The organism is Siphonobacter sp. BAB-5385 (assembly GCF_002261125.1).
Lineage (GTDB): Bacteria > Bacteroidota > Bacteroidia > Cytophagales > Spirosomataceae > Siphonobacter.
This window is the reverse complement of the sequence record NZ_NMPS01000031.1, coordinates 1-13,621: the sequence shown is the minus strand read 5'-3', so window position 1 is coordinate 13,621 and position 13,621 is coordinate 1. Positions and strand designations below refer to the sequence as shown.

12 protein-coding genes are annotated in these 13,621 nt (G+C 48.1%); 9 read left to right on the top strand and 3 right to left on the bottom strand.

Going from position 1 to position 13,621, the window contains the following annotated elements:
• Positions 1 to 189: 189 nt before the first annotated feature.
• The gene (locus tag BWI93_RS02035) at positions 190 to 1,338 is read right to left on the bottom strand and encodes an efflux RND transporter periplasmic adaptor subunit (protein ID WP_094808503.1); all 1,149 of its coding nucleotides are present in this window, start codon (positions 1,336 to 1,338) and stop codon (positions 190 to 192) included.
• Positions 1,339 to 1,488: 150 nt separating this feature from the next.
• Complete coding sequence (locus tag BWI93_RS02030; protein WP_133163380.1) at positions 1,489 to 1,893, bottom strand: hypothetical protein; 405 nt, start codon at positions 1,891 to 1,893, stop codon at positions 1,489 to 1,491.
• A 277-nt stretch (positions 1,894 to 2,170) separates the two neighbouring features.
• Between BWI93_RS02030 and BWI93_RS02025 the strand changes: the two genes are divergently transcribed.
• Complete coding sequence (locus tag BWI93_RS02025; protein ID WP_094808501.1) at positions 2,171 to 2,677, top strand: DUF4269 domain-containing protein; 507 nt, start codon at positions 2,171 to 2,173, stop codon at positions 2,675 to 2,677.
• A 99-nt stretch (positions 2,678 to 2,776) separates the two neighbouring features.
• On the top strand, positions 2,777 to 3,202 hold the full coding sequence (locus tag BWI93_RS02020; protein ID WP_094808500.1) for a response regulator: 426 nt from the start codon (positions 2,777 to 2,779) through the stop codon (positions 3,200 to 3,202).
• 280 nt (positions 3,203 to 3,482) lie between these two features.
• Here the strand turns inward: BWI93_RS02020 and BWI93_RS02015 are convergent, their stop codons facing one another.
• Positions 3,483 to 4,760, bottom strand: coding sequence for a sensor histidine kinase (locus BWI93_RS02015; protein ID WP_094808499.1), 1,278 nt, complete (start codon positions 4,758 to 4,760; stop codon positions 3,483 to 3,485).
• Between the two features lie 419 nt (positions 4,761 to 5,179).
• On the opposite strand from BWI93_RS02015, the gene BWI93_RS28080 reads away from it, so the two are divergent.
• From BWI93_RS28080 to BWI93_RS01990, 7 genes are all read left to right on the top strand, one after another.
• Positions 5,180 to 5,671: an ATP-binding cassette domain-containing protein gene (locus BWI93_RS28080; protein ID WP_217902215.1), complete on the top strand. Its 492-nt coding sequence runs from the start codon at positions 5,180 to 5,182 to the stop codon at positions 5,669 to 5,671.
• Complete coding sequence (locus tag BWI93_RS28075; protein WP_217902214.1) at positions 5,629 to 6,324, top strand: hypothetical protein; 696 nt, start codon at positions 5,629 to 5,631, stop codon at positions 6,322 to 6,324. Before BWI93_RS28080 ends, BWI93_RS28075 begins: the two co-directional genes overlap by 43 nt.
• On the top strand, positions 6,237 to 6,770 hold the full coding sequence (locus BWI93_RS28070) for an ATP-binding cassette domain-containing protein (RefSeq protein ID WP_217902213.1): 534 nt from the start codon (positions 6,237 to 6,239) through the stop codon (positions 6,768 to 6,770). The genes BWI93_RS28075 and BWI93_RS28070 overlap by 88 nt, the downstream gene beginning before the upstream one ends.
• A gap of 516 nt (positions 6,771 to 7,286) precedes the next feature.
• Entirely contained in the window at positions 7,287 to 7,700 is a 414-nt protein-coding gene (locus BWI93_RS02005; RefSeq protein WP_094808498.1) for a hypothetical protein, read from the top strand.
• 157 nt (positions 7,701 to 7,857) lie between these two features.
• Positions 7,858 to 8,940, top strand: coding sequence for an efflux RND transporter periplasmic adaptor subunit (locus BWI93_RS02000; RefSeq protein ID WP_094808497.1), 1,083 nt, complete (start codon positions 7,858 to 7,860; stop codon positions 8,938 to 8,940).
• 25 nt (positions 8,941 to 8,965) lie between these two features.
• Positions 8,966 to 12,133, top strand: coding sequence for an efflux RND transporter permease subunit (locus BWI93_RS01995; protein WP_094808496.1), 3,168 nt, complete (start codon positions 8,966 to 8,968; stop codon positions 12,131 to 12,133).
• On the top strand, positions 12,126 to 13,562 hold the full coding sequence (locus tag BWI93_RS01990) for a TolC family protein (protein ID WP_094808495.1): 1,437 nt from the start codon (positions 12,126 to 12,128) through the stop codon (positions 13,560 to 13,562). Before BWI93_RS01995 ends, BWI93_RS01990 begins: the two co-directional genes overlap by 8 nt.
• The last annotated feature ends 59 nt before the right edge of the window (positions 13,563 to 13,621 follow it).

Here is a 13,621-nt window from a genome sequence, read left to right as displayed (position 1 = left end):
GATCGTTACATGGACAGGTATTACGTCCCTTAGCAAAGCTGGCTTTCACTTCCTTGATAGGATTGTCAGCGTCGCATGCGATAGGGCACCGTTTGGCTTGTTGTTCTTTCGGCAACAACTTCTTTGAACCAATCCCTACCAGCCATCCACTCTCCATTCATTAGTCATCAGCGTACGAAAACCATACGTTTACATCACCTTGAGGGCGTTTTCCTGCGAAATACCGAGGCTATCGCTGGAAATGGGTTTGGGGGTAATTTCTTCACCATCCCGAACATTCTGAATGCCTTCAAAGACGATGCGTTCGCCGGGCTGTAACCCCGAGCTAACAATGTAATGCTTGCCGACCCGGCCCCGGGGGACGAAACTGCGGGATTTCACTTTCCCTCCCTGATCTACCACAAAGACGTAGTTCTTATCCTGTACTTCAAAAACGGATTTTTGCGGGACGAGCAGGGCATTGGAAACCTGTGTACTGATTCGGATTTTACCGGAAGAGCCGTGCTTCAACAGTTGCTTGGGATTGGAAAACCGGGCCCGGAAGGCAATCGTACCGGAGCCGCCTTCAAACGTACTTTCCATCACTTCGATGTGACCTTTGTAAGGGTACAGGGATTCGTCGGCCAGCAGCATTTCTACTTCTTTGCCTCCTTTGCCCAGCAAATTCCGGTTGTTTTTGATGAAGCCCAGGTACTCGCGTTCTGATACGTCGAAATAGGCAAATACCTCGTGAATGTCCGAAACAGTCGTTAGCAGAGCCCCCTCCTCAATCAGACTACCGATTTTAAACGGAATCCGGTTGATGACGCCATCGAACGGAGCCCGGATCTGAGCCTGCGTCAGTTTCAGGGCCGCCGCCTGATGCGAGGCCCGGGCCTCGTCGATTTCGGCCCGTGCCGCTTCCAGTTTGGCCTGAGCCAACTCCATCTCCGAGGGCGATACCACTTTGCTAGCCAACAGCAACTTTACTCGCCCTACTTCTACTTCGGCGGTTTTGGCTTGTGCCTGGGCAATTTTCAGGGCGGCCTTTGCTTTGTCGGCTTCTACCTGATATTCGGCGGCGTTCAGACTAAAGAGTACCTGTCCTTTCTGAACCCGCTGTCCTTCATCCACGTGAATTTTTTCGAGAAAACCTCCTACACGAGCCCGAATCTCTACGTTACGAACCGCCTCAAGCGTACTCACATATTCGCGTTGCAATTCCGTAGATTGCTGAGTAAGCTTTACGACGGGCAAGGTCAGTTTTTCGTCCGTTTGATCGGACTGCTCCTGCTTGGTCTGACAACCCGTCAACCACGCACCGAGCAGCATGGCCCCAAAGCCTATGCTCTTTTTCATAATAACAAGCGGTAAATCGTCCGTAGACTGCACTCGTTGAGTCAGCATCCTACGAAACCAGTGAAGAAAGAATGGAAAAGAAACGCAGCCCGTCCAGACAGCACGGTATAAACGTACTGCCTCAACGTTCGCTGAGTGAAGGAAAAGAATTTATGCAGTCGCCTGGGGGGGAGGCAAAGAAATTTCCATCATGCAGTGCAGCAACTCAATGGAAGGTTCGGGGGTACGAACTTGGGGTAAGGTTACTACCGTAGGAACCGGCGGTACTAATCGAAAGACCGGAACAAAACAGTAGTCTTGCTGGAATTTAGCGAGGTCGCTATCCTCATCGGGATCATCGTGTTCGGGAATGACATCTTCGAGTCCGAGGCCTTTTTCAAGCACAAACTCAATGAGACTTTCCATGTCGTTGATCGTCGGATCTTCGTGCGTTTCACCGCTTTCCGAATGGATTACGATATGGTCGGGCGTGTCAATGCTCAGGTTGATGACGTGTAACGCCATCACCAGACAAAACATCTGATACAACCACCAACTTCGTTTTCTTTTTTTCATTCGGTCCAATCAACCCCATACAAAACTAAATCTAAACTAGCCCTAATGCTCAAAAAGTGGATAAATCTTAAAACAAATTGTTTATATCCTACTATTACTTGTTGATTTAATGATATTCTAATGCTACTCACTAGGGAAAGCTATGTTTTGGTGTATAGAAAATGTGGGGCGATTTTTGCCGATTGCGTTAACGATTCATAGCCTTTTCAGCGAAAAACAGGATTCGCATGGCTCAAAAATCGCTTACTTTTGTTGCCAGAGCTTCTCTCTTAACGTCATGCATTTTGAAACTCTTGCGTACTTACAAACCGGTACGCCTCGCCAACAGGAAGCGTATCGCGTACTTACGCAGTATCAGGTTTTAGAAAAACTCAGCGGGTACGATCCACTGCTGATCGGAACGATCCCCCTGAATATCGATATCGAAAGCAGCGATCTAGACGTGATCTGTTACTGGCAGGATCAGCAGGAGTTTATCGATACAGTACGAGATTCGTTTAGCAGTTTGAAGGATTTCCGAATTCGTGAAAAGCGGGAAATCGTGGTCGCGACGTTCAGGCTGAATACGTTTGACATTGAAGTTTTTGGACAGAATCTTCCTACTCGCCAACAATTGGGCTACCGCCATATGCTCGTGGAAGACCAGTTACTACGGCAATACGGCGAAGACTTCCGCCAACAGGTCATTGCTTTGAAACGCCAGGGTTACAAAACGGAACCTGCGTTTGGTAAACTACTCAAACTTACCGGCGATCCCTACGAGCAGTTACTACGCTTTGAATGATCTACGCTTGCATCGCGACGTTAACATGATTGATCAATACCTTAAAAATTAACATGTGGTATACTTCTTTAGCGTAAATTTTACTCACATGTATACCCTATGAATCAAGCTATGATATGCCCGTTGATCCTGGTTGTGGAAGACGATAAAGAGTACCAGGAGTTACTGGAAAGAGGCCACAAGAGAAGCCAAATTTCTTGTGAGTTTAAGATAGTAGATTCGGCGGAAGAGGCATTTCAGTATCTGGAAAATCATCATACGATTCCCAATCTTATTTTGCTGGATTATGATTTGCCCGGCATGGACGGCCTGCAAATGGTAGAAGAACTGAAAAAGTCGTCTTATCGGGCTCTGCCCATTCTTATGTTTTCCGTGCACAATCGTCCTCAACTTATTGAGCAGGCCTACGAAAAAGGAGTGAGTTCGTTCATTCCTAAACCCGATGGTTACACCTCGATTATCGAACTTTGGCATAGCATCTGTACCTTTTGGGGTGAGTATGCCAGTTTGCCTACGCTTACTTAACTTACAAGTATAGATTTACAATACTTTCTGCCGTATCCCGCGTGATGTAAAAAGCGTATTCTGTAGTGAATCGTTTGATTCTCTCCAGATTTACATACCTAGATTTGGGTGAGCCTGAAAAGATTACATCGCTAGTAGCTCAACCCATACTAAGGGCTTGAGTGAAGTACAGACTTCTTCTAATCGTCTATCTTCTTCCATGAGGCATCAAAAGCGGACAGTTCATGAGTGAGCAGTAACCGTTAACTCTGACTATTCATACCCATACAAAAGGCCTGATTCAGGAATGGCTTTCCTGTTTCTGATTGATTAACAGACGAATACGAATCAGAGTACCTTTTTCGCTGGTTTCAATTTCCATGTTCGCTTTTAATAGCTCACATAGACGTTTGACAATAAACAAGCCAATCCCTTCCCCGCTGTTTTCACTGCTTTGTTTGTTACTCAATCGGGTTGCAGGAACTTCCGGATCCAGAATTTCTACCTGTCTATGCGAGCTGGTTGAGTGTACGTAAGGCTGTAGCTGCTGGGCTAACAGAGAAACGACTCCTTCTTTGAGGCCAGGACCTGTATCCTGCACACTTACCTGCCAGCGGGAGTCCGTTTCCTGTATCCAGGTCACGTTTACCCATCCTTTTTCCGTATACTTGAGGGCATTGAGTAAGAGATTCTGAATGATCCGTTCTATCTTCATGGGATCGCCCACTACTAATAATTTCGGTGGACCATCAACATTTAGCTTCAGCTTTTTGGTTTTTGCCAGCCCTTCAAACCTTTTAATGATTTTCTGTAATAATTCACTAGCATCGAAAGGCTGGTTCTCAATTACTTCCTGACCAGCTTCCAGGCGAGCGTAATTCATCAACTGCGTAAGCATATCTTCGGCCGCCCGTATATTCTTCGCCAGCATTTCCAGAAATTTCTGCCGATCCGATTCCTTCTTGGGTAGCTGCAAGGAAGCGGTAGCTCCCGACATTAGGCCCAGGTTACCGCGTAAATCATGGGAAACCTGACGCAGGTGTTCTCCGCGTTGTTTCGTAATTTCCTCCAGGTTTTTCAGGGCATTTTCCAAGGTTCGTACTTGTTCAGCGGCGGCCGTTTGGCGAAGCTGATCAAAGTACAGGATGCTTCCCAGATTCAAGTCTTTGGCTAACTCAAGCAACTGGCGGTGAGCATGTGTCATCACCTGAGCCTGCGTATCGGGATACAAGTCCAGAAAGGCCTGGAATCGCTCCTGAATGACTTCGTATAAATGACTCAATTCCCGAGACAATTCACTGAGTGAGTATCCACTTTGCCAGCGATGAAGCCCGTGCTCTTCGGAAAACTCAAGAACGTTGTTGTTTTTTTTCTCGCCTTTGATGCGTTGCGATAGATAGTTAAGCAGACTCGGAATTTGATCGTTGAATTCTTCCCGTGAGAAGTTGGTATGCTTAGGAGAGGCCGGATCACTGGCACACCGCATCCGCCAAGCGTTCAAAATAGTTTCCCGATTAGCAAAGAGATAATCTGTTAATAAATCGAGCTGGGTACTGTATTCCGAGTTCTGTTTAGCCATTGGCTGGAAGATCTGATGGATCCCTTGATTTGCTTAATAAACCTTGAATGGACGAAAGAGTTTTGCATTCACGGATTTGAATCATGGCTAGCGGAACGGATTAAACCCCAGTCCTTGATTTTTTACGCCTATCTTTAGCATTAATCGAATGCTCATGCCTATCTTTGCCACATCTTAAAAACTCTCTTGATGTTATAGCTAAGTAAATCGGACGGGTACTCCCCCTTTATCACTTCTTTCTCGAAGTTTAGATAGTAGTCCAATTCACCCCTACGCCTTGGTAGTGGGTTCTTCCTTAGCCTTTATGTGATTCATCGTTTTTCTTCTTAGGCCGTAACCGAGCCATCTCTCTCCAACGTTTCCGCCCTACAGCCGGGCCCGGATCGTCAATTCTTTTTATTTTTTTAAGCCTTACCTTCATGAGTATAATCGGGAACGCACTTTCCTATGTGCATGCCAACGGTGACGCCCTACTGGACTCGATCAGTCTTTCTGTGGCTACGGGGGAAAAAGCCGCTCTTGTCGGCAATAATGGCGTAGGAAAATCTACTCTACTACAAATCATTGCGGGCCAGCGGCAAGCCGCTTCGGGAGAAATAGTCCTTTCCGAAAAACCCTATTACGTCCCTCAACATTTAGGTCAATATGATTCATATACCGTTGCCGAAGTACTGGGCGTGGCAGAAAAGCTGAAAGCCCTGCGGGCCATCCTTTCGGGCGACGCAGCTGAAGCACATTTTACGACACTGGCCGATGACTGGGAACTGGAAGAACGCCTACAGGCGGCCTTTGAATCCTGGCACATCAAAACCCTCGATCTCAACCAAACCCTTGAAGGGCTGAGCGGTGGTGAAAAAACCAAGGTTTTTTGGCGGGCCTGTTTCTGCATTCGCCCGGTATTGTGCTATTAGACGAACCGACAAACCACCTGGATGGTACGAGTCGTCAACGACTGTACCATTGGCTTAGTCAAAGTAAAGCTACCGTACTCATCGTCAGTCACGATCGGGCTTTGTTGAATCAGCTGGATACTACTCTGGAATTGGGCAAGGGCCATCTGGAGGTATACGGAGGGAATTACGATTTTTACCAGGAACAGAAACGAACCCAGCGGGAAGCGTTAAAAGCACAGGCTGATGAACATGAAAAAACCCTTAAACAGGCACAGCAAAAGGCTCGTGACCTAGCTGAGCAACGCCAAAAACAGGAAATCCGGGGTAAAGCCCAGGGGCAGAAACAGGCACTGCCCCGCATCATTGCCGGTGGTCGAAAAACTCAGGCCGAACAAAGCACGGCCAAGCTCAAAGAGGTCCATCAGGAAAAGCTACAGGACTTATCCGGTCAGCTTCGCTCGGTACGTACACAATTGCATCAGACTCAGCCCTTACATTTAGTACTGGAATCTTCTGATTTGCACCATGGAAAGCTGCTCATCGAAGCTCAGCATCTCAACCAGCATTTGGGGGAATCCAGTCTTTGGCCAGAGCCTTACAGTTCCAGATTTGTTCCGGCGACCGTATTCGAATTCAAGGGCCCAATGGGTCGGGTAAAACAACACTTTTGAAACTGGCAACGGGTCAGCTAACGCCTTCCCAAGGAGAAGTAACACGAGCGGATTTTTCGTACGTCTACCTTGATCAGGAATATTCACTACTGGCCAGTGAACTGACGGTTTTTGAGCAGGTTCAACGGTTCAACAACCGACAATTACTGGAACATGATTTGAAGAATCTCCTACACCAGCATCAATTGCCGCGGGCAAGTTGGGATCGTACGTGTGATAGCTTGAGTGGCGGGGAGAAAATGAAACTGGCCCTCTGCTGTTTGCAGGTTAGTCAAAACCGACCCGATTTGCTGTTACTGGACGAGCCTACCAATAACCTGGACTTAACCAGTCAACAGATTTTCACGCGGGCTGTAAAAGATTTTAAGGGCTCCTTACTCGTGATTTCGCACGATGAATATTTTATTGAAGAAATCCAGGTGAATCGTACGCTTTTGTTATCTTGAACAAAAAGCTCAGGTGGTTACATAACTACCTGAGCTTTTATTGACTATAAATCATCCCTGGCTATTTATTCCTCTACTCGCAGGAGAGAAGTCCATGTCATACCCTCATCATTCGTTAGCCCTCCACATCCGCTTAGGTAGGTACGTTAGCAAAGCTCTGTCATTTGCTTAAATCTTACTAAAACCTGATAAATATTAAAAAAAGTCAATTCATTCTTCTGTATAAACTAAAAAACAGGCTTAAAAGGGATTTTAAGCCCTTTTTAATACAATATGCAGGGTCTTATTTCTTAAATGAATCTAATTTTGGTCAACCAAGCAGACGGTATTCCCCAGTATCTCTGATGTATAGCCCACTAGGATAGACTTTCGATCGAAACTTCCGAACTGCTTCCTGCATCTCAAACTTCGTAAAACGCCTGATCGGTACTCATTACAACGAGTAAAATGGCTGAATAGCCTAAAGTTAGCCGGTTAGCCAACAAACGTGAGCCGGTGTGATTTTAACCAACGAGGATGAAGATTCGATTTTTCATATCGCTTTGTTTTCTCCTGTGGACAGGATGTAGCTCCTTATATGCGGCAACGTGTAAGGATGCTCTCCGCTATTCATCCCTTTCCATCGCTGGTTTCTGTGAAACGGCTCAGCCCGACACACCTGCCAATCTTCAAACGCTCCAATCAACCTCTTCCGAGGCTCGACACGGTAAAGCCAATCTGGAAGCAACCGAACTGAAAGAAGAGAAAGAAGATGAAAAAGGGCCCTTATCTCCTCAGCAACTTGACGTTGATCGTGCGTTCATTACGATAGCGTATCTTCCTTTATTTCACTGGCTTGTTCATTTTCAGCCGCTGCAACACCCACAGGGTCAGCAGGTTTCCTATGGTTCTCAGGACCGTTACCTTTTCCTTCGCGTACTTCGCTTATGAGCTTAATCGGGTTTTGTAACTGAACCTGACCTTACATATCCATTACCCTCCATTACAATTAGCATCCCGCTCAGGGGATGTTGCTGGATTGTCTTGTTTACACCTTCCATAATAACTACTTAGTAACCCGTATTCCGCTTTAAAAAGCAATACCCCTATGAATCGAATGCTCCTGCTGATGAGCTTGTGTGGCCTATTGTGCCTCGCAAGCTGTGAATCCAAACACGAAGAAAAGGAAGAGGAAACCAAATATTTGGTGACCAGTCCCGCCCAAATGGATACGCTGATTACGCAAAATTACGTATGCCAAATCCACTCCATCAGCCACATTGAACTTCGGGCTCAGGAAAAAGGCTATCTGCAGAACATCTACGTGGACGAAGGAAAGTTCGTTAAGAAAGGACAGCTTCTGTTCCGCATCATGCCGAACCTGTATCAGGCCGAATTCCAGAAAGCTCAGGCCGAAGCCAAAGCGGCCCAGATTGAAGTAGACAACGTTAAGCCCCTGGCTGATAAAAACGTAGTCGCCAAAAATGAACTGGCAATGGCGATGGCAAAACTCGAAAAAGCCAAAGCCGAACTTTCCCTCGCTCATACGCATCTTGATTTTACTGAAATCCGGGCTCCTTTTGATGGCATCATCGACCGTTTTCAGGTACGGTTGGGGAGTCTGGTGGATGAAGGCCAATTGTTAACCACGCTCTCCGATAATCGCCAGTTGTGGGTGTACTTCAACGTACCGGAAGCCGAATACCTCAATTTCAGGGCTCACAACCAAAACCAGGACAAAATTAAGGTGAACCTCTTAATGGCAAACAATGAATTGTTTGATCATCCCGGCGTGGTCGAAACCATTGAAGCAGACTTCAACAACGAGACGGGTAATATTGCTTTCCGGGCCACCTTCCCCAACCCCAAAGGTCTGCTTCGCCACGGCGAAACGGGTAATATTCAAATGGCCGTCCCGCTGAAAAACGCCCTCATCATTCCGCAGAAAGCCACGTTCGAGGTACTGGAAAAACGATACGTATACGTGGTGGGTAAAGACAACAAAGTACACTCGCGTGAAATTACCGTCGGAGCCGAGATGCCCGACCTCTACGTAGTCAAAGAAGGTTTAACGGCTAATGACAAGATTCTTCTCGAAGGTATCCGTAAGGTACACGACAATGATAAAATCGCTTATAACTACGAGGACCCCAAATCGGTGATCCCGAAATTAAAAGTGTATACCGAGTAGTAGAAGCATTTAAAATATTCAGCGTATGTTTCGTCAATTCATTCATCGACCCGTACTGGCAATTGTCATTTCACTGGTCATTATATTAACGGGTATACTGGCCATCAACAGTCTGCCCATCTCCCAGTTCCCGGAAATTTCTCCCCCAATGGTTATCGTACGGGCGTCGTATCCCGGAGCGAGTGCCAAGGTACTGACCGAATCGGTGCTGATTCCGATCGAGCAGGCCATCAACGGGGTTCCAGGCATGAAGTACATGACTTCCGATGCTACGAGTGCCGGGGAAGCCAACGTTCAGGTTGTCTTTAACCTGGGTACGAACCCCGATCAGGCGGTCGTCAACATCAATACCCGGATTGCTCAGGTACTCAACCGGCTGCCCGTTCTGGTCCAACGTGAAGGGATCATTGTGAACCGGATCGTGCCGAACATGTTGATGTACGTCAACTTGTATAGTAAGGACCCGCACGCCGACATGAAGTTCCTCTTCAACTTTGCCGGGGTCAACATGTTACCCGAATTGCAGCGTCTGGGCGGGATTGGTCAGGCGAGTATCCTCGGTAGCCGTCAGTATGCCATGCGGATCTGGCTGAAACCCGACCGGATGCGGGCCTACAACATTTCGGCGGACGACGTGATGGAAGCACTTAACGAGCAAAGCGTCATCGGATCGCCGGGTCGTTTGGGTCGAAGCGACGGAAAGCGGGCCGAAGCTCTGGAGTACGTACTGACCTATCAGGGCCGCTACAATGATGTAGAGCAGTACAAAAATGTGATCGTCAAGTCGAATCCGAACGGAGAAATTCTGTACCTGAAAGATGTAGCCAGCGTAGAGCTGGGCAGTGAGTACTACGATATTTACTCCAACCTCAACGGCTATCCTTCGGCGGCTATTGTCCTGAAACAAACGTACGGTAGTAACGCTTCGGACGTAATTAAAGAAGTAAAAGACAAACTGGAGGAGCTGAAGAAAACGTCCTTCCCGCCGGGCATGGATTACAAAATCAGCTACGACGTTTCCAACTTCCTCGATGCTTCCATTGAGGGAGTAATTCACACCCTGCGGGATGCGTTTATTCTGGTGGCTCTGGTGGTATTCATCTTCCTGGGCGACTGGCGTTCAACGCTGATTCCGACCATTGCCGTACCCGTATCGTTGATCGGAGCCTTTACCTTCATGCAAATGTTTGGGCTGACCATCAACATGATTACGCTGTTCGCTCTGGTACTCGCCATTGGTATCGTAGTCGATGATGCCATTGTAGTCGTCGAGGCCGTGCACGCCAAGATGGAAGAAAAGCATTTATCGCCTTACAAAGCGGTAAAAGAAGTACTGCACGAGATTAGCGGAGCCGTAATCGCCATTACGCTGTTAATGACGGCGGTATTCGTTCCAGTTGCCTTCATGACGGGTCCCGTAGGGATTTTCTACCGGCAATTCTCAATTACCATGGCTACGTCCATTGTACTTTCGGGTCTGGTTGCTCTAACGCTTACGCCGGTACTCTGTGCCATGATTTTGAAGAATAACCACGGCAAGCCCCGCAAGAAAACGGTACTGAACCGGGCTCTGGACAGCTTCAACCGCGGTTTTGATAAACTAACGGGTAAGTACACTGGCCTGTTACGTATGATCGTGAATCGTCGGGTGATCACCTGGGGTATTCTGCTGGTCTTTGGGTTGGGCATCTTTGGTATTTCCAGTACCCTGCCTTCAGGCTTTATTCCCAGCGAAGATCAGGGGATGATTTACGCCATCATTCAGACGCCTCCGGGTTCTACCCTGGAACGTACCAATGACATTGGCCGTAAGCTTCAGTCTATTGCCGAAAAAGTAGAAGGGATTGAGTCGGTTTCTGCTTTGGCCGGTTACGAGGTATTGACGGAAGGTCGGGGTTCCAACGCCGGTACCTGTTTGATTAACCTCAAGCCCTGGTCAGAACGCCACCAGACCGTGAACGAGATCATCTACGAACTGGAAGAAAAAGCCAAGGCCATTCCCGGAGCGACGATCGAATTTTTCGATCCCCCAGCCGTACCGGGTTACGGTGCTGCGGGTGGTTTCTCGCTCCAGTTGCTGGACAAAACCAACAGCGGGGATTACAACCAGTTGCAGAAAGTCACGAACGATTTCATGGCTGAGCTGAAAAAGCGGAAAGAACTGATGGGTCTGTTCACGTTCTACAGTGCAAACTACCCGCAGTACGAACTGGAAATTGATAACAAACTGGCCATGCAGAAGGGCGTTTCTATTGGCAATGCCATGAACACGCTGTCCATTCTGATCGGTAGTACCTACGAGCTGGGCTTTATCAAATTCCAACGCTTCTTTAAAGTATTCGTACAGGCCGCTCCCGAGTACCGTCGCTTACCAGACGATCTGCTGCAACTGTATGTGAAGAACGATAAAGGTGAAATGGTACCTTTCTCAGCCTTCATGAAAATCAAGAAGACGCAGGGAGCCAACGAGATCAACCGCTACAACATGTATACGACGGCGGCCTTCCGGGGTGCTCCGGCTAAAGGATACAGTAGTGGTGAGGCCATCAAAGTTATCAAGGAAGTAGCGGCCAAAACGCTGCCGAAAGGATATGACATTGACTGGGCCGGTCTTTCGAAAGATGAGGTAATGCGGGGGAACGAAGCCATTTACATCTTCCTCATCGTACTGGTATTCGTTTACATGGTACTCGCTGCTCAGTACGAAAGCTTTATTCTGCCGCTGGCGGTTATTTTCTCACTGCCCGCCGGTATTTTCGGCTCCTTTGCTCTGATTAAAATGATGGGTCTGGCCAACGACATCTACGCTCAGGTGGGTCTGGTCATGCTGGTGGGTCTGCTCGGTAAAAACGCCGTATTGATTGTGGAGTTTGCCGTACAGAAACACCGTGAAGGGATGTCGGTTTTCAATGCTGCCATCGAGGGAGCCAAGGCTCGTTTCCGCCCCATTTTGATGACTTCTTTCGCCTTTATTGCGGGATTGATTCCGCTGGTGATTGCTACGGGTCCCGGTGCCATTGGTAACCGTACCATTGGTTCATCCGCTCTGGGCGGGATGCTTTTCGGAACGGTCTTCGGCGTGATTGTCGTACCGGGTCTGTACTACATCTTCGGCAGTATTGCGGCCAAGCGTAAACTCATCAAGCACGAAGAGGAAAATCCCTTAACTGAAGAAATTGAGCATCATGTTTAGAAATCGAATCATTCAGTACGCGGGCCTGATTCTTTTTTGCCTGCTGTACACCACGGCGTGTAAGGTACCTTCGCTGGTGCCGAAAACCGAAAATAAAAAGTTACCGGGCAGCTACGGCTCTTCCGAGGATTCCACCAACACCGCTCAGCTTAAGTGGCGGGAGTTTTACAACGACCCCAATCTGGTAGCCCTGATTGACACGGCCCTGAAGAATAATCAGGAATTGAATGTGGTCTTGCAGGAGATTGAGATTTCTCGGAATGAAATCAGTGTCCGTCGGGGGGAATACCTCCCCTTCGTGGGCCTGAGAGCCGGAGCGGGTTTCGATAAAGTACCCCGGTATACCAACATCGGAGCCATGGAAGCCACTACGGATATTAAACCGGGCAAACCCATGCCCGAACCCGTACCCGACCTTGGCTTAGGGGCCTATGCTCGCTGGGAAGTGGATATCTGGCATAAACTGCGGAATGCCCAGAAGTCAGCCGTGAAACGATATCTGGCTTCCAGCGAAGGTCGGAACTTCGTCATTACGAACCTGATTGCCGAAGTAGCCAATAACTACTTCGAACTGTTGGCTCTGGATAATCAGTTGGCCATTCTGAAACAGAACATCGAGATTCAGACCAATGCGTTGGAAATCGTGCGACTGCAGAAGCAGGCTACCCGGGTAACCGAACTGGCCGTACGTCGATTTGAAGCTCAGGTACTGAATACCCGAAGCCTTCAGTACGACATCCAGCAGCGGATTACGGAAACGGAAAACCGGATCAACTTCCTGCTGGCTCGCTATCCGCAGCCCATTGCCCGGAATGACGATGCCTTTAATACCATGATTCCCAAAACGATTCAGGCGGGCTTACCCTCTCAGTTGCTTACCAATCGTCCGGACATACGCCGGGCGGAGTTTGAGTTGGCCGCAGCTAAGCTGGATGTACAGGTAGCCCGGGCTCAGTTCTATCCTTCGCTGGGTATTTCGGCTTCCTTGGGATACCGGGCCTTTAGTCCCGCGTATTTGTTCAGCACGCCTGAGTCGATTCTGTACTCGCTGGCGGGCGAATTGGTGGGACCCCTGGTCAACCGACGGGCCATTACGGCTACTTACGCCAACGCTAATGCTCGTCAGACGCAAACGGTGTACAACTACGAGCGGGTCGTTTTGAATGCGTATTTTGAAGTTGCTAATCAACTGGCCAAGATCAGTAACCTGGAAAGAAGTTACGATCTGAAATCGCAGGAAGTACAGGCCCTGACTCAGTCGATTGACATCTCTAATGATTTGTTCCAATCGACCCGGGCGGATTACATGGAGGTACTGCTCACCCAACGGGATGCTCTGGAATCACGATTTGAACTGATCGAAACCAAGAAGCAGCAACTTAATGCCATGGTGAATATCTATCAGGCCTTAGGAGGCGGCTGGAATTAATACATTCGTCAAGCGAGTACGCTGACAAAAAAGCCCGGATTCAATTGAATCCGGGCTTT